Annotated in this window: 19 protein-coding genes; 9 read left to right on the top strand and 10 right to left on the bottom strand. The window is 71.2% G+C overall.

What is annotated here, in order from left to right; genetic code table 11:
* Positions 1-80 precede the first annotated feature (80 nt).
* Complete coding sequence (locus IDM40_RS22405; protein ID WP_193124021.1) at positions 81-572, top strand: GNAT family N-acetyltransferase; 492 nt, start codon at positions 81-83, stop codon at positions 570-572.
* A 198-nt stretch (positions 573-770) separates the two neighbouring features.
* On the opposite strand, the gene IDM40_RS22400 is transcribed toward IDM40_RS22405, so the two are convergent.
* Positions 771-1,985, bottom strand: a complete 1,215-nt coding sequence (locus tag IDM40_RS22400) for an ROK family transcriptional regulator (protein ID WP_193124020.1) — start codon at positions 1,983-1,985, stop codon at positions 771-773.
* Positions 1,986-2,260: 275 nt separating this feature from the next.
* Here IDM40_RS22400 and IDM40_RS22395 point away from each other — a divergent pair, with 275 nt between their 5' ends.
* The 5 genes from IDM40_RS22395 (at position 2,261) to IDM40_RS22375 (ending at position 7,869) form a co-directional block, all read left to right on the top strand.
* Positions 2,261-3,544, top strand: a complete 1,284-nt coding sequence (locus tag IDM40_RS22395) for an extracellular solute-binding protein (RefSeq protein WP_193124019.1) — start codon at positions 2,261-2,263, stop codon at positions 3,542-3,544.
* Positions 3,545-3,631: 87 nt separating this feature from the next.
* Positions 3,632-4,618, top strand: a complete 987-nt coding sequence (locus tag IDM40_RS22390; protein WP_193124018.1) for a carbohydrate ABC transporter permease — start codon at positions 3,632-3,634, stop codon at positions 4,616-4,618.
* Entirely contained in the window at positions 4,615-5,496 is an 882-nt protein-coding gene (locus IDM40_RS22385; protein WP_193124017.1) for a carbohydrate ABC transporter permease, read from the top strand. The genes IDM40_RS22390 and IDM40_RS22385 overlap by 4 nt, the downstream gene beginning before the upstream one ends.
* Positions 5,497-5,597: 101 nt before the next feature.
* On the top strand, positions 5,598-7,073 hold the full coding sequence (locus IDM40_RS22380; protein WP_193124016.1) for a glycoside hydrolase family 3 protein: 1,476 nt from the start codon (positions 5,598-5,600) through the stop codon (positions 7,071-7,073).
* A gap of 331 nt (positions 7,074-7,404) precedes the next feature.
* Positions 7,405-7,869: an RrF2 family transcriptional regulator gene (locus tag IDM40_RS22375; RefSeq protein ID WP_193124015.1), complete on the top strand. Its 465-nt coding sequence runs from the start codon at positions 7,405-7,407 to the stop codon at positions 7,867-7,869.
* Positions 7,870-7,959: 90 nt separating this feature from the next.
* Here the strand turns inward: IDM40_RS22375 and IDM40_RS22370 are convergent, their stop codons facing one another.
* The 9 genes from IDM40_RS22370 to IDM40_RS22330 all read right to left on the bottom strand — a co-directional run bounded on the left by IDM40_RS22370 (position 7,960) and on the right by IDM40_RS22330 (position 18,749).
* A complete protein-coding gene (locus IDM40_RS22370) occupies positions 7,960-8,316 on the bottom strand; it encodes a helix-turn-helix domain-containing protein (RefSeq protein WP_193124014.1) in 357 nt (118 codons plus the stop codon).
* Positions 8,317-8,474: 158 nt separating this feature from the next.
* Positions 8,475-9,008 (bottom strand): CinA family protein, encoded by a 534-nt coding sequence (locus tag IDM40_RS22365; protein ID WP_193124013.1) that lies wholly within the window; start codon positions 9,006-9,008, stop codon positions 8,475-8,477.
* Positions 9,005-9,610 (bottom strand): CDP-diacylglycerol--glycerol-3-phosphate 3-phosphatidyltransferase, encoded by a 606-nt coding sequence (pgsA, locus tag IDM40_RS22360; protein WP_193124012.1) that lies wholly within the window; start codon positions 9,608-9,610, stop codon positions 9,005-9,007. The genes IDM40_RS22365 and pgsA overlap by 4 nt, the downstream gene beginning before the upstream one ends.
* Positions 9,607-11,079 carry a 30S ribosomal protein S12 methylthiotransferase RimO gene (gene rimO, locus IDM40_RS22355; protein WP_193124011.1) on the bottom strand — a complete coding sequence of 491 codons (1,473 nt, stop codon included), beginning with the start codon at positions 11,077-11,079 and terminating at the stop codon, positions 9,607-9,609. The genes pgsA and rimO overlap by 4 nt, the downstream gene beginning before the upstream one ends.
* A gap of 238 nt (positions 11,080-11,317) precedes the next feature.
* A complete protein-coding gene (locus IDM40_RS22350; protein WP_193124010.1) occupies positions 11,318-12,454 on the bottom strand; it encodes a helix-turn-helix domain-containing protein in 1,137 nt (378 codons plus the stop codon).
* Positions 12,455-12,607: 153 nt separating this feature from the next.
* A complete protein-coding gene (locus IDM40_RS22345) occupies positions 12,608-15,100 on the bottom strand; it encodes a DNA translocase FtsK (RefSeq protein ID WP_193124009.1) in 2,493 nt (830 codons plus the stop codon).
* 224 nt (positions 15,101-15,324) lie between these two features.
* On the bottom strand, positions 15,325-17,010 hold the full coding sequence (locus tag IDM40_RS22340; protein ID WP_193124008.1) for a ribonuclease J: 1,686 nt from the start codon (positions 17,008-17,010) through the stop codon (positions 15,325-15,327).
* The gene (dapA, locus tag IDM40_RS22335; RefSeq protein WP_193124007.1) at positions 17,007-17,978 is read right to left on the bottom strand and encodes a 4-hydroxy-tetrahydrodipicolinate synthase; all 972 of its coding nucleotides are present in this window, start codon (positions 17,976-17,978) and stop codon (positions 17,007-17,009) included. The genes IDM40_RS22340 and dapA overlap by 4 nt, the downstream gene beginning before the upstream one ends.
* 390 nt (positions 17,979-18,368) lie before the next feature.
* On the bottom strand, positions 18,369-18,749 hold the full coding sequence (locus IDM40_RS22330) for a phage holin family protein (protein ID WP_328807097.1): 381 nt from the start codon (positions 18,747-18,749) through the stop codon (positions 18,369-18,371).
* A gap of 108 nt (positions 18,750-18,857) precedes the next feature.
* Between IDM40_RS22330 and IDM40_RS22325 the strand changes: the two genes are divergently transcribed.
* The 3 genes from IDM40_RS22325 (at position 18,858) to IDM40_RS22315 (ending at position 20,949) form a co-directional block, all read left to right on the top strand.
* Complete coding sequence (locus IDM40_RS22325; protein ID WP_193124005.1) at positions 18,858-19,415, top strand: GNAT family N-acetyltransferase; 558 nt, start codon at positions 18,858-18,860, stop codon at positions 19,413-19,415.
* A gap of 147 nt (positions 19,416-19,562) precedes the next feature.
* Positions 19,563-20,435: a 1,4-dihydroxy-2-naphthoate polyprenyltransferase gene (locus IDM40_RS22320; RefSeq protein ID WP_193124004.1), complete on the top strand. Its 873-nt coding sequence runs from the start codon at positions 19,563-19,565 to the stop codon at positions 20,433-20,435.
* A 10-nt stretch (positions 20,436-20,445) separates the two neighbouring features.
* Positions 20,446-20,949 carry an NUDIX domain-containing protein gene (locus IDM40_RS22315; protein ID WP_193124003.1) on the top strand — a complete coding sequence of 168 codons (504 nt, stop codon included), beginning with the start codon at positions 20,446-20,448 and terminating at the stop codon, positions 20,947-20,949.
* The last annotated feature ends 87 nt before the right edge of the window (positions 20,950-21,036 follow it).

Raw genomic sequence — 21,036 nt, 5'->3', positions numbered from 1 at the left:
GGGCGCGGAAAAGCACTGGTTCCGGGGCCCGGGGCACGGTACGAAGGACGCGGGAACGGTCGGAACACGGGGGTGCTGGGATGCAGGTGCGGGTGCGGGAGATGCGGTCGGAGGACACCGGGGCTCTGGCCGAGGTGAACCTGGCTGCGGGCCGGATGTTCGCCGACGCGGGGATCGAGCTGCCGCCCGACGATCCGGAGGAGACGTTCGACCACGCCGAGGCGGTGCTGGTCGCCGAGGACCCCGGGACCGGCCGGGTCCTGGGCTCGGCCGCCGTGGGCACGGTCGACGGGGCGCTCCACCTGGAGGAGCTGGCGGTGGACCCTGCGGTGGGGCGCCGGGGCGTGGGCTCCCGCCTGCTCGAGGAGGTGTGCGCCCGCGCCCGCGCGCAGGGCCGCCGGGCGGTGACCCTGACGACCTTCCGCGACCTGTCGTGGAACGGCCCCTGGTACGCGCGCCGCGGGTTCCGGGAGGTGCCCGAGGCCGAGTGGGGCCCGCAGCTGCACCGCCTGTGGGAGGACGAGGCGCCGATCCGGGTGGCCCCGCGGGTCGTGATGCGCCGCGAGGTCTGACCGGTCCCGGTCCCGCCTGGACCGTGTCCGTCGGCGGGGAGGAGAACTACAACGTCCTCTTCAACCTTCCGGCCGAGGCCGCCGACGACTACGCCGGGGTCCGGGAGCACGTCTTCGACTCCTTCGAACCCCGGTAGCCGCACACCCGAGCACCGGCGGGTGAGGGCGCCGGGGCTCGGGCGAAGGGCTCGGCCCCCGTCAGACGGTGGAGGAGAAGACCTCGTCGCGGGCGCGTTCCAGCGCGTGCAGCAGTGCGCCGCGCACCACGGGGCTGCCCTCGACGCGGCCGGCCCCGACCTCGGTCCCGTTGGGTGCGATGCGCGCGGTCGCGGCCTGCACCCGTTCGGCCAGCTTGGTCCCGCCGGCGCGGGCCACGTCGCCGCCCAGCACCACGAGCCCCGGGTCGAGCACCACGCTGACGGCGGCGACGCCGCGGGCCAACCGCTCGGCGAAGGCGTCCAGGAACGCTCCGGCCTCGGGGGTGTCGGCCTCGGCGGCCGAGCGCACCACGTCGGTGACGTCCTCACCGGTGATCCCGTGCTCCGCGGCCAGCTTCACGACCTGCCCGGCCTTGACCAGGGCCTGGAACCCGTGCGGGAGTTCGCGGGCGCCGTCGTCCTGCAGCGACTCGTAGCCGCCGGAGAGCCCGACGTCGGTCGGCAGGGGCGCGCCGGGCACCGGCAGGTAGCCGATCTCGCCCGCGCCGCCCGAACGCCCGCGGTGGATGCGCCCGTCGATCATGGTGGACATGCCCACGCCGCCGGCGGCGCTGAGCCAGATGAGCACGAACTCCGGGACCCCTTCGGCGGCGCCCTCGGCGTGCTCGGCCAGGGCGGCCAGGTTCACGTCGTTCTCGATCATCACCGACCGTTCCAGGTCGGCGCGCAGGGCCTCCAGGATCCCCTCGTGCCAGGACATGAGGTCGAAGGAGAACCGGATGTCGCCGGTGCGCGGGTCGACGACGCCGGGCGTGCCGATGACACACGCGCGGAGCTTGTCGAGCGGCACCCCGGCGGTCTCGACGAGGCGGCGCACGGCGGTGTGCACGAGGGTGACCGGGTCGTCGGAGGTCGTGGGGTCGACGCTGACGTCGGCCACGACCTCGCCGGTGATGTCGGCGATGGTGGCGGTCACGCGCTGGGCGCTGACGTCGAGGGCGGCGACGTAGGCGCTCTCGGGCACGACCGCGTACAGCGCGGCGTTGGGTCCGCGCCCGCCGGCCTTGCTGCCCACGACCCGTACGAGGTCGCGTTCCTCCAGCCGGGCGAGGAGCTGGGAGGCGGTGACCTTGGACAGCCCCGTGTGGGTGCCGAGCTGGGTCCGGGTCAGCGGACCTGACGTCAGGAGCAACTCCAGCGCCGCCCGGTCGTTGAGCTGGCGGAGCAGCCTGGGAGTGCCCGGACGTTGAGACATAACCGTGATACCTCACCCTGTTTTTATTAGGAAAGTTTCCTGTTAATTTAACTCACAACCTCACAGGAGGTCACGTCCCGGTAGGTCCGCACGGCGCTTCTCCCACGACGGCGGCGTTCAGACCCTCCCGGTCCAACCGGCGGGGCGGACAACGTGCAAATCCCAGCACACACCCCATACGGACGTCGAGCCCCCCGGACCTCCCCCATGGTCCCAGGTCGGCTCGTGCACGGTCGGCCCGCCCCAGCCGGCCGCGCGAAGGGAGAGAGGTACACATGAGGTTCCCCAGGATCGCCGCGGCCGGCGCCGTGGTGCTGTTGGCCGCGGCCTGCGGCGGAGGTTCCGACGACGGCGCGGGTTCCGGCGAGGCACCCGACACCCTCACCGTGTGGCGCATGGGTGATGCCAGCGCGGACCAGAACGAGTTCATGGACGAGGTCACCGGGCAGTACCAGGAGCTCTACCCCGACACCGAGGTCGACATCCAGTGGATCCCGTGGGGCGAGTTCTCCCAGCGGTTCCAGACCGCCATGGTCAGCGGCGGCCCCGACGTGGTCGAGATCGGCAACGACCAGGTCGCCACCTGGGCCGACTCCGGCGCCCTCTACGACGTCTCCGACCTGGCCGAGGACTGGGAGGACCGCGACGACCTCCTGGAGTCCGCCTACGCCAACGGCACCTTCGACGACGCCCAGTACACCGTCCCGTGGTACAGCGGCGTACGCGCCCTCTGGTACAATACCGACCAGCTCGAGGAGATCGGCCACGAGCCGCCCGAGACCTGGGACGAGCTCATCGAGGTCGCCGACGCCCTCCAGGACGAGTACGACATCCCCGGGATGGCCGCGCCCACCGACTTCGTCAACGGCATCGGCAGCTTCGTGTGGGCCGCCGGCGGCGAGTTCGCCGTGGAGGACGGCGACGAGTGGGCCGGCGAGCTCGACTCCCCCGAGACCGCCGAGGGCCTGGAGTTCTACGCCGACCTGATCACCGAGGGCCACTCCCCCAGCGCCTGCGTGGGCATCGACGAGGTCGAGTGCGCCCACGCGGACTTCGCCAACCGCGAGGTCGGCATGTTCATCGACGGACCCTGGGCCGCCGACCAGATCGCCGACATCAACGACGAGCACTCCGAGCACTGGGCCACCGTCCCCATCCCCGGGGTCGACGGCATGGCCCCGGCCTTCGGCGGCGGCTCCGACCTGGCCGTGTGGGGCACATCCGAGCACCCCGAGGCCGCCTTCGACTACATCACCACGCTCAACAGCAAGGAGAACGCGGTCCCCTACAACGAGATCGCGTCCATGTTCCCCACGTTCGAGGACGTGCTGGAGAGCGACACCTTCCAGGAGGACCCGGTGCAGTCCGGCGCCGCCACCCAGGCCACCGGCGACCTGCGGCTCTTCCCCGACACCCCCAACTGGGGCCACGTCCAGTGGGAGCTGGCCACGGTCCAGAACGCCGTCGAGCGCCTGGCCGAGGGCGAGGACGCCGACGACGTGCTGCCCGAACTCAACGAGGAACTCACCGAGGCGCTCAACCGCCCGACGGACGAGTAAGCGCCAGGAGGCCGCCCCGCGCGGCACACCCCCCGACGGGGCGGCCGCCCGCCGGCCGCCCCCGAACGACGCCAGGTGAGATCGCCCATGAACCGACCCGCGGGACCAGCCGTGGTCCCCGAGCCCCCCGAAGAGCGGAGCCGCGCCTCGGCCCGGCTCACGGCGTACAGACGCCGCCGCATGATCCCCTACCTGCTGATCCTCCCGGCCCTGGTGATCCTGGCGCTGGTGCTGCTGTGGCCGATCCTCCAGATGGTCTGGATGTCGCTGCACGGCTACGGCCTCCACCAGCTCCAGGGACAGCCGGCCGAGTGGAACTCCTTCGCCCACTACCTGAACGTGCTGACCGACGAACGCTTCTGGGAGATCTTCCGGAACACGATCGTGGTCTGCCTGGCCATGGTGGTGCTGACGATGGTGCTGGGCACCCTCGTGGGCATCCTCATGCACAAGCTCCCGGCCTGGGCCTCGACCGTGCTCGGGCTGGGCCTGATGCTGGCCTGGGCCACCCCCGTCATCAGCGCCGCCATCGTCTACCGGTGGCTGTTCGATACCCGCTACGGGCTGGTCAACGCCGTATTGAGCACGCTGCCGGACTGGCTCGTGGGCGGCGGCTGGCAGGACTTCAACTGGTTCGGCTCACCCGGGACCCTGTTCCCCATCCTCGTGGTGACGGTGGTCTGGCAGTCGTTCCCGTTCGTGGCCATCAGCATCCTGGCCGGGCTCAAGTCGATCCCCGGTGAGCTGTACGAGGCCGTACGCATCGACGGGGCCGGCGCCTGGAAGGCCTTCTGGAACGTCACCTTCCCGATGCTGCGCCCGCTGTTCGCCCTGCTCCTGGTGCTGCAGATCATCTGGGACTTCCGGATCTTCACCCAGCTGTTCATCCTCGCCGGCGGGGTCTCCAACCGGGACGTCGCCCTCATCCCGACCTACATCTACCAGCTCGGTTTCGCCTCGACCCCGCCCAACTACGGGATGGGATCGGCGATCGCGGTGATCATGACCGTCCTGGTGCTCGCCATCAGCGCGTACTACCTGCGTGTGATGATCCGCCAGGAGGAGGCCCGATGAACGACCGCTACCGGGTCCGCCGGATCCTCGGGCGGGTGTGGATGTACGCCGCCGCGCTCGCCGTGTTCCTCTTCGCCGTCTTCCCCGTGTACTGGGTGCTGGCCACGGCGCTGCGCCCGACCGGGGAGATCTTCACGCGCGAACCCACGCTGTTCCCGGGCGAACTCACCCTGGAGCACTTCGAACGGGTGCTGTCGGGGGTGCTGATCCCGGGCGCCTCGTTCTGGTCCTTCCTCACCAACAGCCTCATCGTGACCGTGGGATCGGTGACCGTGGCGGCGCTGGTCTCGCTGCTGGCTGCGGTGGCCGTGGCGCGTTTCCGGTTCTCGCTGCGCAGCGCCTTCATCATGATGCTCATGGTCATCCAGATGGTGCCGGTCGAGGCGCTGATCATCTCGCTGTTCGTCAACTTCTTCCACCTGGGCCGGACCCTGGACATGGAGCTGGTCAACAACCTCTCCGGGGTGTTCGTGGTCTACGTGGCGGTGGCACTGCCGATCACGATCCTGATGATCCGCAACTTCGTGGCCGCGGTGCCCAAGTCCCTGGAGGAGGCCGCCGCCATCGACGGGGCCAGCGGGTGGACGATCTTCTGGCGCATCCTCATGCCGCTGGTCGCGCCCGGGCTGGGGGCGGCGAGCATCTTCGCCTTCATCACCGCGTGGAACGAGTTCCTCGTCGCCTTCACGTTCCTGCAGAACAACACCGGTGCGTTCACGCTGCCGATCTCGCTCCAGTACTACTTCGGGGCGGTCTCGGTCGAGTGGGGCTCCATCATGGCCGCCTCGACCCTGCTGACCGTGCCCGTGATGATCTTCTTCCTGTTCGTCCAACGCCGGATGGTCTCCGGCCTGACCATGGGCGCGGTCAAGGGCTGAGCCCCCGGCCGGGGCCGGTGCGCTCCGGCACGACCGCGCCGCCGTGTCCCGCTCACGTCTGCCCGAACGGGCACCCGCCTGATCACCGAACGGAGTTCGCGATGCCGCTCGACCCCGCACTGGCCCGTCTGGCCAACGCCACGCTGATGGTGCCCTTCGAGTCCCATCACGCACCACGATGGGTCCTGGAGGGGTTGGCCGACGGCGTCTCGGGTGTCTGTCTGTTCCACAACAACCTCGAGAGCCCGGAGCAGATCCGTGCCCTGAACGCCCGTCTGGGCGAGGCCGCCGACACCCCGCTGATCTCCCTGGACGAGGAGGGCGGCGACGTCACCCGCATCGGGCAGGCGCGCGGCAGCGACTATCCGGGCAACGCGGCGCTGGGAGCGGTCGACGACACCGGGCTGACCCGGGACACCCACCGGGAGATGGGCGGCCACCTGGCCGACCTGGGCTTCAACATGGACCTGGCCCCGTCGGTGGACGTCAACGTCGCCGACGACAACCCGGTGATCGGAACGCGTTCGTTCGGGGCCGACCCCGCCCTCGTGGCACGGCACGCGGAGGCCTCGGTGCTGGGGCTGCACGACGCGGGGGTGGTGGCCTGCGCCAAGCACTTCCCGGGGCACGGGGCGACCTCGCAGGACTCCCACCACGTGCTCCCGCGGGTGGAGGCCGGGGCGGACGTGCTGCGCGAACGCGAGCTGCGGCCGTTCCGTTCGGCGGTGGACGCGGGGGTGCGGTCGGTGCTGACCGCGCACATCGAGATGCCGGCGCTGGGCGGCCCCGGGCCCTCGACCCTCAACCACCACGTACTCAACCGGGTCCTGCGCGAGGAACTCGGGTTCACGGGCACGGTGGTCAGCGACGCGATGGAGATGCAGGGGGTGAGCGGGGACATCGGGATCCCCGAGGCCAGCGTGCTCGCCGTCGCAGCCGGGTGCGATCTGCTGTGCCTGGGCCGGTTCGTCTACGCCGACCAGGTCGCGGCGGTGCGCACGGCCCTGGTGGAGGCGGTACAGCAGGGGCGGCTGTCCGGCGAGCGTCTGGAGGAGGCCGCCGCGCGCAACGCCGAGCTGCGTGCCTGGGCCCGCGAGCGTGCGGCGCTGCGGGCGTCCGCGCCCGCCCCGGGCGGTGTGGGGCTGTCCGTCGCACGCCGGGCCACCCGCGTCGAGGGGGCTCCCCCGCGCCCGCACGACCCGCTGGTGGTGGAGGTCGACGCCCCGCCCGGTGTGGCCGTCGGTGAGGTGCCGTGGGGGCTCGCGCCCTGGTTCGCCGACACGGTGCGGGTCGTGCCGGACCCCGCCGCCGCGGAGGGCCTGCTCACCCGCGCCCGCGGCCGCGACCTGGTGATCGTGGTGCGGGACGCGCACCGTTACCCGGGAGCCCGGGACCTGGTGCTCGCCCTGCTCGCGGGTCGCCCCGACGCGGTCGTCGTGGAGATGGGGCTGCCCATCTGGCGCCCGGGGACCGGCGTGTACGTGAGCACCTACGGTGCCGCGCACGTCAACAGCCGCAGCGCCGCCGAGCTGTTGGGCGCCGAGGGCGCGCTCCAGGGCGCGAGCCCCACCGTCTGACCGCCCGGCGCCAGAAGCTGCGCCCCACGTCCGGCCCCCGGCTCGGCGCCCCTTCCGTACGGGCCCGGCCGAGGCCGGAAACGGCCAAGGTTCGGGGCCCTCGCGCGGGCGTTCCGTGGCGGGTAGGTTCGCAGGGGCGTGGGGACTGTCTCGAAGCAGGTGTGCTGGGCATGTCCCTGTGAGCCGGTAGGAGAAGTACCCTTGGAAGTGTCCGGCGGTCGCCCTCGGGTCGCCCCGGCGGACACTCCGTACCGCAGCCCGACGAAGGTCCGGCCACCGCGCCGACCGATCAGTGCCCCATTCGCCCTTCCGAACACGGCATAATCACAGCATGCGCCTTTCAGCCCGGGTCGACTACGCGCTCCGCGCGGCCGCAGAACTCGCCGTCTCCCCCGACGGGCCGGTGACGGCCGAGCAGCTCGCTCGCGCACAGGACATCCCCGGAAAATTCCTGGAGAACATCCTCACCCAGCTCCGTCGCGCCGGCCTGGTCCGCAGTCAACGCGGGCCCGTCGGCGGTTACTGGCTGGCACGAGACCCCGCCGAGATCTCCCTGGCAGACATCATCAGGGCGGTCGACGGTCCCCTCGCCAACGTGCGCGGGGAACGCCCCGAGGAGGTGGACTACGACGGGGCAGCCCGCAGCCTGCAACAGGTGTGGATCGCCCTGCGGGCCAGTGAACGCTCCATCCTGGAGGGGGTCACACTGCACCACCTGGCCACGAACGAGCTCCCTCCGCGGGTGCGTTCGCTGGCCGAGGACCCCGAGGCCTGGGTCAACCACACCCATAGATGAGCAGTGAACACGAAGGAGCCGTCCACCCCGGGGTGGACGGCTCCTTCGTCGTGGTCGTGGTGACTCGGTACGGACGGTTCCGGTCCGGCCTCAGACCCCCACCATGTCGGGGACCTGGGGAACGCGGTCCGGTACCGGGTCGATGCCGAGTTCCTGGGCCGGCACGGGCTCGGATGCGACGGAGTCGCTGAGCAGTGCGGCTTCCTGGAGCTCGGCGAGAGCGAGCTGGTCGGAGACCTCTCTGAGTACCTGGGAGAGCGGGACACCGAGCGCGGTGCAGATCGAGGAGAGCAGCTCCGAAGACGCTTCCTTCTGTCCCCGCTCGACCTCCGACAGGTATCCGAGGGATACGCGAGCGTCGGCCGACACCTCACGGAGGGTGCGGCCCTGGCGTTGCCTGAGCCGCCTGAGCACGTCACCCAGTAGGTGACGAAGCAGGACCATCATTCGCGCTCCCTCCCACCGGTAGCGACCTTCATATACAACAGCGTACCTGTCCCACGCCCGATTCGGGCACCTCTCGTTCTCCTGTTCGCTGGAGGGGGAACCACGCACTGGGGTGGTTTTGTTCCCGCCGGAACGGCAGAGGCGGCCGGGTGAAGGCCTCAGCCACGGGTGTGGTCGGCCACTCCGTCGTGGACCGCGGCGACCAGGATCGCCAGCGCACCCTCTACCGTTCGGTAACGGATACCCGAACGGTCTCCGGTGAAACGGAACCGCTCCACCCGTGCTTCGGGGCCGGTTCCGGCCACGGCAGCGTAGACGGTGCCGACCGGCCGGCCGTCCTGGGGTTCGGGTCCGGCCACCCCGGTGACGGCGAGACCGAGGTCGGCCCCGGCCAGCCGCCGGGCCCCGCGCGCCATGTGCGCGGCGACGTCGGGGTGCACGGCCCCTTCGGCGGCGAGGAGGTCCTCGGGTACACACAGGAGCGCGGCCTTGGTGTCGGTCGCGTAGGTCACGAACCCGCCCCGGTAGGTGGCCGAGGCCCCGGGGACGGCGGTGAGGTGGGCGCCGATGAGCCCTCCGGTCAGCGACTCCGCGGTCGCGCAGGTCAGGCCGGCCGCCAGCAGTGCCCGGTGGGCGGAGCCGGCGGCCTCCAGTGCGGCCCCGGCGAGCTCGACGCGCCCGTCCTCGCTCACGCGGAGGCCTCCCCCTTCTTGCGCGCCAGGCGCACGGCGTCGACGACGTAGACGGCGCCGGTCCACAGGGTCACGGCCAGCGCGGCGCCCATGGTCAGGTGCGCGATCCACACGAAGACGCCGGTGAAGGGCAGCAGGGACAGCGGGAACAGGTAGATGCTGATCGCGACGATCTGCAGGACGGTCTTGAGCTTCCCGCCCTGGCTCGCGGGCATGACCCCGTAGCGGATCACCGCGAAGCGCAGGGCGGTGATGCCCCACTCGCGGGCCAGGATCGCGATGGTGACCCACCACCACAGGTCGCCCTGGATCGACAGCACGACCAGGGCCGCGCCGGTGAGGGCCTTGTCGGCGATCGGGTCCGCGATCTTGCCGAAGTCGGTGACGAGGTTGCGCCGCCGCGCCAGTTCGCCGTCGACCCGGTCGGTGACGGCGGCCAGCACGAACACGGCGAAGGACGCCAGCTGCCACCCCGTGCCGTCCAGGAACATGAACCACACGAAGAGCGGCACCATGACCAGGCGGGTCACGGTGAGCACGTTCGCGATGTTCCACAACGGCACTCGGGGAGCGGGCGAGGCCGCGGCATCGTGGTTGCTCATCTGTCTCCGCTTTCCCCGTCGGTCCGGGGGGAGGCCTCGGCGTCCTCGCGGTCCTCGGTCTGCTCGGCCACGAGGTCGGCGCCGACGGACTGCAGGACGGTGGCGCGCACGAGGTCGCCCACGGCCAGGTCCTCCCCGTACAGGATCGTGCTGCCGTCGACCTCGGGGGCCTGGTGGGCGGCGCGGCCCTCGTATGCGCCGTCCTCCAGGACCGCCTCGACCAGGACGCTCACGTCGGTGCCCACACGCTCCTCCGCGCGCTGGGCCATGAGCTCGTTGGCCAGGTCGGTCAGGCGGGCCACACGTTCGTCGACGATCTCCTGGGGCACCTTGTCGGCGTGCCCTTCGGCCTCGGTGCCGTCCTCGTCGGAGTAACCGAACACCCCGATGGCGTCGAGGCGGGCCTCGGTGAGGAAGGCGACGAGCTCCTCGAACTCCTCCTCGGTCTCCCCGGGGAAACCGACGATGAAGTTGGAGCGGGCGCCGGCCTCGGGGGCGCGCTCGCGCACGGTGTCCAGCAGCTCCAGGAAGCGCTCGCGGTCGCCGAAGCGGCGCATGCGGCGCAGCAGGGGGCCGCTGGCGTGCTGGAAGGACAGGTCGAAGTAGGGCACGACGCCGGGGGTCCCGGTGAGCGCCTCGACCAGGCCGGGGCGCACCTCGGCGGGCTGCAGGTAACTGACCCGGACGCGGTCCAGGCCCTCGACGGCGGCCAGGCGCGGCAGCAGGGTCTCCAGCGCGCGCACGTCGCCGAGGTCCTTGCCGTAGGAGGTCGAGTTCTCGCTGACGAGGAAGACCTCGCGCACGCCCTCGCTCGCCAGCCACTGCGCCTCGAGCACGACCTCGTCGGGCCGGCGGGAGACGTAGGCGCCGCGGAAGGCGGGGATGGCGCAGAAGGTGCACCGTCTGTCGCAGCCCGAGGCGATCTTGAGGTTCGCGACGGGGCCACCGGACAGGCGGCGGCGCGGCACGGTGGCGCGGTAGGGCAGGTCGGTTCCCTCGGCCCCGGGCAGGGACTCCAGGGGGGCGTGGCCGGGCACGTGGACCTGGGAGGCGTCGCGTTCGACCGGGCTGATGGGCAGCAGGGTGCGCCGGTCGCGGGGGTCGTGGGGGGCCAGGGAGCGCCCGTCGACCACGTCGTCGAGGCGGTCGGTGATGGCGGCGTAGTCGTCGAACCCGATGACCTGCGCCTCGGGCAGGGACTCGGCGAGTTCGGAACCGTAGCGTTCGGCCATGCACCCGGCGGCGACGACCTTGCCCCCGCCCTCTGCCGCCTCCAGCAGGGTCTGGATGGAGTCCTGTTTGGCGGCGTCGATGAATCCGCAGGTGTTGACCACGGTCACGTCGGCCCGGGCGTCGCCCTCGACGAGGTCCCAGCCGCCGGCGGCCAGGCGGCCGGCGAGCTCCTCGGAGTCGACCTCGTTACGCGCGCAACCCAGGGTCACGAGTGAGACAGTACGGCGCGATGACATGGCTTCCAAGCGTGTGGGAGAGCTGTGAGTGGTGCGGGCGGCGCGGCGCGCGGGGTGCGGTCCCGTGGGTCTCGCCCGGCCGCGGCCTCGGCTGCGTCGCCGCCTCCCGCGGCCTTCCACACTACCGTGGTCAGGCCACTCTCCCGTACGCGGGCCGTGGCACAGGCCACGCGTGCGGGGGCCCGCACCGCCGTGGTGTGCGGTGCGGGCCCCCGTTCCCGGTGCCGGTGTGTGCGGGTCAGTCGTCGAAACCGTCGGCGTCGACACCGACCTCCTTGACCTCTCCGATCTCGCCCGGGGTGCCGATGTCGTCGCCGTCGACACTGACGGTGACCGCTCCGGCGTTGCCGAGCCAGATGCGGAGCCCGCCCTCGCCGGTGTGGTCCCATTCCTCGCCCTCGGCCAGGAACCCGGTGTAGAGGCCCTCGTCGCCCTCCCCGGTGACCTGCACCCAGGTGCGGTCGTCGGCGGTCAGTTCGTAGGTGACCTCGCCGACCTCTTCCTCCGCGGCTTCCTCGCCGTCGGCCGCGTCACCGTGGGCGGGGTCGACGAGCGCGTCGCCCTCGGCCGTGCCGGTGACGGTGGAGGAGTCCACGTGGCTGTCGTCGTCCCGGATGAGTTCCAGGGCGGTGCGCAGCGGGTTGGTCTCCTCCCCCTGCCAGGCGCGGACCCCGACGACGCCGCCGACGAGCACGACGACCGCGACCAGGGCCCAGGGCCAGTGGCGGCGGACCGCCTCTCCCCCGCGGCTGGTCGCGGTGACGGGCGGGCGCGGCTCCTTCTTCGCGGCACCGGCGCCCTTGCTCCTCTGCTCCGGTGCGCGGTGGCGCCCCTGGGCGGGCGGGTGCGCGCGGTCCGGGCTCTCGGGCTCGGGCGCCGGTTTCGGGTTGGGCCGGTTCTTCTTGGGGCGGTTGCGCCGGACGGGCCGGCGCAGGGTCTGTCCCCGTTCGAAGTGGTTGGGCCGGTCGGTGCCGGCCTCGGGTTCGGTGTCGTCGATGATGCGCCGCGGCGGCGGGCCTGCCATGGGCTCGTCGCCGTCCTCGGGCACTTCCTGTGTCTGTTCGCGTGCGGCCGCTGCGGCCCGGACGGTGGCGGGCGACCCGGCCGCGTGGCGCGGCAGGGGCACGAAGATGGATGATCCGCCGGCGTGCTCGAGGTCGAACTCGGCCAGGAGCGGTTCGGGGTCCAGGTCGAGGGCCCGGCAGAGGCTGCGGATGTGGCCTCGGGCGTAGAAGTCCCCGCCGCAGGGGACGAAGTCCTCCTCCTCGATCCCGCTGAGGACCTTGGGCCTGATGCGCGTCCGGGTACTGAGATCCGCGACCGTGTAACCCGCCGCGATCCGGGCGGCGGACAGGCACTGTCCGATCGTCGCCATGCACACTCCCCGCGACTCATTGTGGTTGCCTGACCCCACTCTGCTACCCAGCGCGGTGAGTCGCAGGACACCACGCCCCATGAAGCGCCCAAGATCGCACCAAATCGGACGTTTCCCCGTGCGGAACCGGGGCAGGAGGCGCCCACCCCCGGGTCAGGAACCCCGGATGTCGGTGAGCACCTGCGGCAGGTCGTCGGGCTGCACGAGGACGTCGCGGGCCTTGGAACCCTCGCTGGGGCCGACCACGTCCCGGCTCTCCATGAGGTCCATCAGGCGCCCGGCCTTGGCGAACCCCACGCGGAGCTTGCGCTGGAGCATCGACGTGGACCCGAACTGGGTCGTCACCACCAGCTCCGTCGCCTGCAACAGCAGGTCGAGGTCGTCGCCGATCTCCTCGTCGATCTCCTTCTTGGGCGCCTGGGCCGCGGCCACGTCCTCGCGGTAGGTGGGCTCGGACTGCTTCTTGCAGTGCTCGACGACCGCGCGGATCTCCTTCTCCCCCACCCACGCGTTCTGCAGCCGGATGGGTTTGCCCGCGCCCATGGGCAGGAAGAGCGCGTCACCCTTGCCGACGAGCTTCTCGGCTCCGGGCTGGTCGAGGATGACGCGGCTGTCCGAGAGGCTGGAGGTCGCGAAGGCCAGCCGCGAGGGCACGTTGGCCTTGATCAGGCCGGTGACCACGTCGACGCTGGGGCGCTGGGTGGCCAGCACCAGGTGGATGCCGGCGGCGCGCGCCAGCTGGGTGATACGCACGACCGCGTCCTCGACGTCGCGGGGTGCGACCATCATGAGGTCGGCGAGCTCGTCCACGATGACCAGCAGGTACGGGTACGGCTCGTACTCGCGCTCGCTGCCCGGCGGGGCCGTGAGCTCGCCGGCGCGCACCGCGGCGTTGAAGTCGTCGATGTGGCGGTACCCGGAGGCGGCCAGGTCGTCGTAGCGGCGGTCCATCTCGCCCACCACCCACTGCAGGGCCTCGGCGGCCTTCTTGGGGCTGGTGATGATGGGCGTGATCAGGTGCGGGATGCCCTCGTACATGGTCAGCTCGACCCGCTTGGGGTCGACCAGGATCATCCGCACCTCGTCCGGCGTGGACCGCATCATCAGCGACGTGATGAGCCCGTTGATGCAGGTCGACTTACCGGCGCCGGTCGCACCGGCCACGAGCACGTGCGGCATCTTGGCGAGGTTGGCGACGACGTTGGTGCCCTCGACGTCCTTGCCCAGGCCCACGAGCATGGGGTGGTCGTCGGACGTGGCCACGGACGAGCGCAGCACGTCCCCCAGACTCACTATGTCCTTGTCGGTGTTGGGGATCTCCACACCGATCGCGGACTTGCCGGGGATGGGCGACTGGATGCGCACGTCGGCGCTCTTGACCGCGAGCGAGATGTTCTTCGACAACGCGGTGACCTTCTCGACCTTGACCGCCGGGCCGAGCTCGATCTCGTAGCGGGTGACCGTGGGCCCGCGGGTGAACCCGGTGACGTCGGCGTCGATCTTGAACTGGCCCATGACGCCCGACAGCGCGGCCACCACGTCGTCGTTGGCCTTGGTGCGCTCCTTGCTGGGCGAACCGGGCTTGAGCATGGGCGGGGCCGGGAGCTCGTAGTCGCCCTCGACCACGCGGGAGGGGATGGAGAGCTGCTCGGTGGTGGCGGGGGCCGGGGTCGGGTCGGGGGTCTCGGTCTTCTTGCGCTTGCCCTTGCCGTTCTTGGCCTTGGGCTGCTCCGCCTCGTCCTCCTCGTCGGTGAGGGCGGGCGCGACGGGGTCGGGCTGCTCCGACAGCACGGGGCTGTCGTAGGGGCGCTCGTGGTCGCCGGCGACGGTCGAGCCGCCCTTGGTGTTCTTGGGCTCGGCCTTGCGCTTGCGCTTGCCCTGCTTGGGCTCCTCCGGGTCGGCCCCGAGGATGCCGATGCCCGCGTCGGGGCCGCCGTCGCGCTCCAGGAGTGCGCCGAAGAGCGTCTGCAGGCGTTCGGGGATGCGCCGGATGGGGGTCGAGGTCACCACGAGGATCCCGAAGATCAGCACCAGCACCAGGAGCACGGCGGTGAGCGTGGGGGTGATGATCATGCTCAGCGGGCCAGAGGCGACAAAACCGATGAGCCCGCCGGACCGCTGCAGCGCCCCGGCGCCTTCCGCGGGCTGGGGGACGCCGTGTGCGATGTGGATGAGCCCGAGCAGGCCCAGCATGATCGCGCTGAACCCGATCGCCAGCCGGCCGCCGTCACCGGGCTTGGCGGTGCTCGGGGTGCGCATGAGCTTGATCGCGATCGGCAGGAACAGCAGCGGCAGGATCGGCGAGAACGAACCGAACCCGCCCATGACCACCAGGCGGGTGTACTCCAACAGCGGCCCGTCGCTCTGCCACCAAACTGCCGCGGCGATGAGCACACCCGCGGCCAGCAGCAACAGACCGACGCCGTCGCGGCGCAGGTCGGGGTCGAGGTCGCGGGCCCCGCGGCCGACCGCTCGGGCGATACCGCCGACGGTGTGGGCGATGACCTTCCACAGCACGAGCAGGAACTGGCCGAACATGGCGAAGGCGAAGACGATCGGGCCCTCGGGCATCCGCTTCTTCTGGGCGGACGTACGCCCTCCGGACTTCTTCCGGGCAGAGCCGCCGGAGGAGGCGCGCGCGGGCATCGGGGGTCACCTCCACGGGGACGGCGGGGTTCGGGGACCGGACACACCCGTCCGGCACGGCGCGAAGCCTACTGAAGGTGTCCATCCCGTGCACGGAGGCGGGCCCGGCGTGTCGCGCGCGCCCGCGCGGAGATGGCGGGCGGGGTCGGCACGGGAAAACCCCCGCGCACGCCGAACGGCCCGGGCCGGGGGCCGCGGGCCGTTCGGGCGGTGTCCGGTGCGGGTCAGACCTCGACGAGCACCGGGATGATCATCGGACGGCGGCGGTAGGTGTCGTTGACCCACCGGCCCGCGTTGCGCCGCACGAGCTGCCGCAGCTGGTGGGGGTCGCTGACCCCGTCCGCGGCGGCCTTGTCCAGCGCGTCCTGGAGCCGGTCGATGACGTCGTCGAACGCGTCGGGCTTGATACCCGCGCCGCGCGTGTGGATCTCCGGCTCACCCAGGATCTTGCCGGTGTTGGAGTCCACGGCCACGACGACGGAGATGAAGCCCTCCTCGCCGAGGATGCGGCGGTCCTTGAGCGCGGCGTCGGTGACGTCGCCCACCGAGGAACCGTCGACGTAGACGTAGCCGGCCTGTACGGCGCCGACGATCTTGGCGCGGTTCTTGTGCAGGTCGACCACCACGCCGTCGTCGGCGATGACGATGCGGTCCTTGGGAACGCCGGTCTTCTGCGCCAGCTCGGCGTGGGCGCGCATGTGGCGCCACTCGCCGTGCACGGGCATGAAGTTGCGCGGACGCACCATGTTGAGCACGTACAGCAGCTCGCCGGCGGGGGCGTGGCCCGACACGTGTACCAGGGCGTTGCCCTTGTGCACGACGTTGGCGCCCCAGCGGGTGAGGCCGTTGATGACCCGGTTGACGGAGTTCTCGTTGCCGGGGATCAGCGACGAGGCGAGCAGGACGGTGTCGCCCTCCTCGATGCGGATCTGGTGGTCGCGGTTGGCCATGCGGCTCAGCGCCGACATGGGCTCGCCCTGCGAACCGGTGCAGATCAGCACGGCCTCGTCCGGCGGCATCTTGTCGAGCTGCTTGACGTCGATGATGGTGTCGCCGGGGATGCTGAGGTAACCCAGGTCCCGGGCGATGTTCATGTTGCGCACCATCGAACGCCCCACGAAGGCGATCTTGCGCCCGTGCTGCGAGGCGGCGTCGATCACCTGCTGGACGCGGTGGACGTGCGAGGCGAAGCAGGCCACCACGATCCGCTTGTTCGCGGTGCGGAAGACCTTCTCGATGTCCTCGTTGAGGTTGCGCTCGTTGACGATGAAGCCGGGCTGCTCGGCGTTGGTGGAGTCCGACAGCAGCAGGTCGACGCCCTCGTCGCCGAAGCGCGCGAACCCGGCCAGGTCGGTCAGGCGCCCGTCGAGCGGCAGCTGGTCCATCTTGAAGTCGCCGGTGTGCAGCACGCTGCCGCCGGGCGTCCGGATGCCCACGGCCAGGGCGTCCGGGATGGAGTGGTTGACCGCGAAGAACTCCAGGCCGAACGGGCCGAACTCGTGGCGTTCACCCTCCTCGACCAGCACGGTCTCGGGCTTGATGCGGTGCTCGCCGAGCTTGGCGGTGATGAGCGCCAGGGTGAGCTTGGAGCCGACGATCGGGATGTCGGGCCGCTCGCGCAGCAGGAACGGAACACCGCCGATGTGGTCCTCGTGCCCGTGGGTGAGCACGACGGCCTCGACGTCGTCGAGGCGGTCCCGGATGTAGTCGAAGTCCGGGAGGATCAGGTCGACGCCGGGCTGCTCCTCCTCGGGGAAGAGCACACCACAGTCGACGATCAGCAGGCGGCCGTCGTACTCGAAGACGGTCATGTTGCGGCCGATCTCGCCGAGGCCGCCCAGCGCGACCACGCGCAGGGCGCCCTTGCCCAGGGGCGGGGGCGAGCTCAGCTCGGGGTGCGGGTGACTCATACCGAACCCTCCGCGAGACGCTCGACGTTGACGGCGCTGGCCGGGACGGCCTGGTGCGGCGCGAGGCCGATGGGGCCCTTGACGCCGGCGGCGGCCAGGTCCTCGCGCAGCAGTGCCTGCAGCTCGGACGAGGCGTCGGCGAGCGGCGTGCGCACCGGGCCGGAGGGCAGACCGAACAGGTTCAGCACGGCCTTGACCGTGATGACGCCCTGCGTGCGGAAGATGCCCGTGTAGACCGGCGTCAGGCGGCGGTGGATGGCCAGTGCCTGGGCGACCTCGCCGGCGTCGAACGCGTCGATCATGTCGCGCAGGTCGCTACCGACGATGTGGCCGACGACGCTGACGAACCCGGCGCCGCCCACGGACATCATCGGCAGGTTGAGGATGTCGGTGCCGCAGTAGAAGGCCAGGTCGGTGCGTTCCATGACCCAGGAGCTGGCGCCGAGGTTGTCCTTGGCGTCCTTGTTGGCCACGATCCGCGGGTGCTCCGCCAGGCGCACGAGCGTCTCGGAGGCGATCGGCGTCCCGGTGCGGTGCGGGATGTCATAGAGCATCACCGGCAGCTCGGTGGCGTCGGCGATGGAGGTGAAGTGCCGCACCAGCCCCTCCTGCGGGGGCTTGTTGTAGTACGGCGTCACCGCGAGGAGCCCCTGCGCGCCGGCCTTCTCGGCGGAGCGGGCGAGCTTGAGGCTGTGGCGGGTGTCGTTGGTGCCGACGCCGGCCACGACGGTGGCGCGGTCCCCGACGGCCTCGACGACCGAGCGGAGCAGACGGTCCTTCTCGTCGTCGCTGGTCGTGGGGGACTCACCGGTGGTGCCGCTGATGATGAGCCCGTCGTTGTGCTGCTCGTCGACGAGGTAGGTGGCGAGTCTGGCCGCACCCTCGTAGTCGATCTCGCCGTCCTCGAGCATCGGGGTGACCATGGCGGTCAGCATCTTGCCGAACGGGCGGTTCTGGTTTTCGACCATCGCGTGTGAAAGGCCGGGGACCACCGCCGGGGGCGGGGTCCGTTGAGGCCCCTCCTCCTCTCAGTGTGCGTGGAACTGTCGGATGGGTCGGCCGTGCGGATGGGTTCGCGCACGGAACAGGGCGGTACCGCGTACCGCCACCGCGACCGGCTCTGACGGCCCGGTCACGGGGAAGATCTCTGTGCTCCCGCCTGCTCGGCGGGTTCAAGTGTGTGGGCGCGTGGAGCGCGCGGCGGGCCCCGGTCCTCGTGGGTCGAGGTTGGGGGCCACAGAGTGTGAACCTACCCGACCCGGGCCCGTGCCAGACGTGGCACGGACCCGGGTCACACCCCGGGCAGGGGTGTTCGGGTATTCGGTCGGGGGCGGCCGTGGGTTCCTGTTGGCCCGCTCCTAGTCGTCCCGTTTGTCCGGGAGGACGATGCTGATCAGGAAGCTGACGACAGCGACGACGATGGCGCCGAGGAAGGCGTCCCAGAAGGTGTCGATCCGGAACGGAATGTCGAACAGCCCCGCGATCCACTCGGTGAGCAGGAACAGGAGCGCGTTCACGACCAGGCCGATGAGGCCGAGGGTCAGCGCGTAGAACAGGCAGCCGACCGTTTTGACGATCGGTTTGATGACCGCGTTGACCACACCGAAGATCGCGCCGACCACGAGGTAGACGACGATCTGTCCGGTCGTGTCCTGAGCATCGACGTGGATGCCGTCGATGAGGAAAACAGCCGCCCAGAGGGCGAGTGCGTTCGCGATAACTCTGATAATGAGGCTCACGAGAGTAGATGTTCGCATGCCATGGCAAGGTCGGGAAACTCCGGTGCCCTCCAGTACGTTCCGGGGCGCCCGAGACCGCACCGGCCACACCCCTCCAGGAGGCCATCCGTGTCCACCGCCCAGTTCGTCCGGCCTGCCCGCAGCGGTGACGTCGAACGCATCGTCGACCTCCAGGTGTCCTCGTGGAAAGCCCTGTACGGCCCGCTCCTGCCCGAGGAGGTGAGCTCGGAGATGGGCTCTGCCGAGGCGCGGAAGAACTTCACCGAGCAGTGGGGGTCGGCGCTGGCCTCCCCGCCCACGTCCAAGCACCGGCTCGTGGTCGCCACGGACGAGGTCGGCGGTGTGCGCACTGTCACCGGGTTCGCGGCGCTGGGCCCGGCCGGGGACCCCGATCTGTGGCCGGCCACGGACGCTGAGGTCTTCGCTCTGCACGTGGACCCCGAGCGCACGCACGAGGGCCACGGGAGCCGGTTGGTCAACGCGTGTGTCGACCACCTGTCGGAGGACGGGTTCTCGACGGTGCACGTGTGGGCGGCCGAGCAGGAGAACCCGCTCCGGTCCTTCTTCGAGTCGGCGGGGTGGCGCCCGGACGGGGCCCGGAGCGAGATCGACCTCGGCACGCTGCTGCCGATGGTGCGGCTGCACGCGGCGGTCCCGGCGACCTGACGCCATCGGGGGCCCGGCCCTTGCACCGCTGGTCGGCGTCGGGTCCGCTCCGCCGCCGTTCTAGGGTTGGAGGGTTGTCCCACGCGTTCCCGTCCGCGCCCGCGTGCGCACGGGGGACGCACTGTCGCACGTGCAAGGAGCCTGACGTTGGCCACGGTCGGAGCATGGGTCTCGGGGTTGCGCCCCCGCACACTGCCGAACTCGGTCGTCCCCGTGGCGGTCGGTACGGCCCTGGCCTTCTCCCTTGACGGGTTCGTGTGGTGGAAGGCGCTGCTGGCCCTGCTGGTCTCCCTGGCCCTGCAGATCGGTGTGAACTTCGCCAACGACTACAGCGACGGGATCAAGGGCACCGACACCGAGGAACGCACCGGGCCCACCCGGCTGACCGCGACCGGGCTGGCCCCGCCGAAGCAGGTCCTGGCCGCGGCGTTGGGGAGTTTTGCGTTCGCCGGTGTGGTCGGGCTGGTGCTCGTGGCCACCTCCTCGTGGTGGCTGCTGCTCATCGGCGCGGCCGCGATCGCCGCGGCCTGGTACTACACGGGCGGGAACTCGCCCTACGGTTACCGGGGCCTGGGCGAGGTGTCGGTGTTCGTGTTCTTCGGCGTGGTCGCCGTGGTGGGCACGGCGTTCGTGCAGCTGGGTTCGGCCCCGTGGCAGGTGTGGGTGGCGTCGGTGCCGGTGGGGCTGCTGTCCTGCTCGGTGCTGGTCATCAACAACCTGCGCGACATCCCCACGGACCGGGAGACCGGCAAGATCACGCTGGCGGTGCGCCTGGGCGAGGCCGGGACGCGCCGCCTGTACGCGGGCATGATCGCGGCCTCCTACGTCTTCGCGCTGGCGCTCGTCCCGTTCTCGTGGTGGGCCCCGCTGGTGCTGCTGTCGGTGCCGCTGGCCGTGCCGCCGGTGCGCCGGGTCCTGGGCGGCCAGGTCGGCCGCGATCTGGTGCTGGGCCTGGGTGAGACCGGCAAGCTCCAGCTGGCCTTCGGGGTGCTCTTCTCCGTGGCCCTGCTCCTGGGATAGAACACCCCCTGTGAGCGAACTCGACGACTTCTCCGACGACGCACAGGCCGCGGCCTTCTACGCCTCCCTGCCGGCCACACGTGGCGCCTCGGGCGCGGTGATCTGCTCCGAGCAGGGCGGGGTGATGCTGGTGCGGCGGGCCTACGGTGCGCGCAACTGGGGTGTGCCGGGCGGGATCATGGAGTCCGGGGAGTCCCCGGTGGCCGCGTGCCGCCGCGAGCTGTACGAGGAGCTGGGTGTGCACGCCCGGATCCTGGGTCCGGCGGTGGTGGACTGGGTGCCCGCGCGTCCCCCGCGCACGGCCGCGCTCCAGTGGCTCTTCCACGCGGCCGCTCCGGAGGCGTCACAGATCCGCCTGCAGGCCGAGGAGCTGACCGAGTGGGCGTGGGTCGACCCCGCCGACCTGCACTCGCTGCTGCCGGCCCACACCGCCCGCCGCATGGCCGCCGCGTCGGAGGTCGTCCCCGGGCGCGGACCGGTCTACCTGGAGGACGGGCGCCCGGTGTTCGGCTGAGCCCCCGTGCCCGTCCACAGGGGCTCCCCCGCGGGTGTGCGAAGGGCTAGTGTGACAGGTCCTCCACGCCGATCGGGAAGGAAACGA

It is taken from the genome of Nocardiopsis coralli, assembly GCF_014892575.1.
GTDB lineage: Bacteria > Actinomycetota > Actinomycetes > Streptosporangiales > Streptosporangiaceae > Nocardiopsis > Nocardiopsis coralli.
This window is presented reverse-complemented; position numbering and strand designations above follow the sequence as displayed.

Bases quoted from the DNA above. Each gene is read 5' to 3' on its own strand.
- IDM40_RS22405 (WP_193124021.1), top strand. From the start codon at position 81: ATGCAGGTGCGGGTGCGGGAGATGCGGTCGGAGGACACCGGGGCTCTG.
- IDM40_RS22400 (WP_193124020.1), bottom strand. From the start codon at position 1,985: ATGTCTCAACGTCCGGGCACTCCCAGGCTGCTCCGCCAGCTCAACGAC.
- IDM40_RS22395 (WP_193124019.1), top strand. From the start codon at position 2,261: ATGAGGTTCCCCAGGATCGCCGCGGCCGGCGCCGTGGTGCTGTTGGCC.
- IDM40_RS22390 (WP_193124018.1), top strand. From the start codon at position 3,632: ATGAACCGACCCGCGGGACCAGCCGTGGTCCCCGAGCCCCCCGAAGAG.
- IDM40_RS22385 (WP_193124017.1), top strand. From the start codon at position 4,615: ATGAACGACCGCTACCGGGTCCGCCGGATCCTCGGGCGGGTGTGGATG.
- IDM40_RS22380 (WP_193124016.1), top strand. From the start codon at position 5,598: ATGCCGCTCGACCCCGCACTGGCCCGTCTGGCCAACGCCACGCTGATG.
- IDM40_RS22375 (WP_193124015.1), top strand. From the start codon at position 7,405: ATGCGCCTTTCAGCCCGGGTCGACTACGCGCTCCGCGCGGCCGCAGAA.
- IDM40_RS22370 (WP_193124014.1), bottom strand. From the start codon at position 8,316: ATGATGGTCCTGCTTCGTCACCTACTGGGTGACGTGCTCAGGCGGCTC.
- pgsA (WP_193124012.1), bottom strand. From the start codon at position 9,610: ATGAGCAACCACGATGCCGCGGCCTCGCCCGCTCCCCGAGTGCCGTTG.
- rimO (WP_193124011.1), bottom strand. From the start codon at position 11,079: ATGTCATCGCGCCGTACTGTCTCACTCGTGACCCTGGGTTGCGCGCGT.
- IDM40_RS22350 (WP_193124010.1), bottom strand. From the start codon at position 12,454: ATGGCGACGATCGGACAGTGCCTGTCCGCCGCCCGGATCGCGGCGGGT.
- IDM40_RS22345 (WP_193124009.1), bottom strand. From the start codon at position 15,100: ATGCCCGCGCGCGCCTCCTCCGGCGGCTCTGCCCGGAAGAAGTCCGGA.
- IDM40_RS22340 (WP_193124008.1), bottom strand. From the start codon at position 17,010: ATGAGTCACCCGCACCCCGAGCTGAGCTCGCCCCCGCCCCTGGGCAAG.
- dapA (WP_193124007.1), bottom strand. From the start codon at position 17,978: ATGGTCGAAAACCAGAACCGCCCGTTCGGCAAGATGCTGACCGCCATG.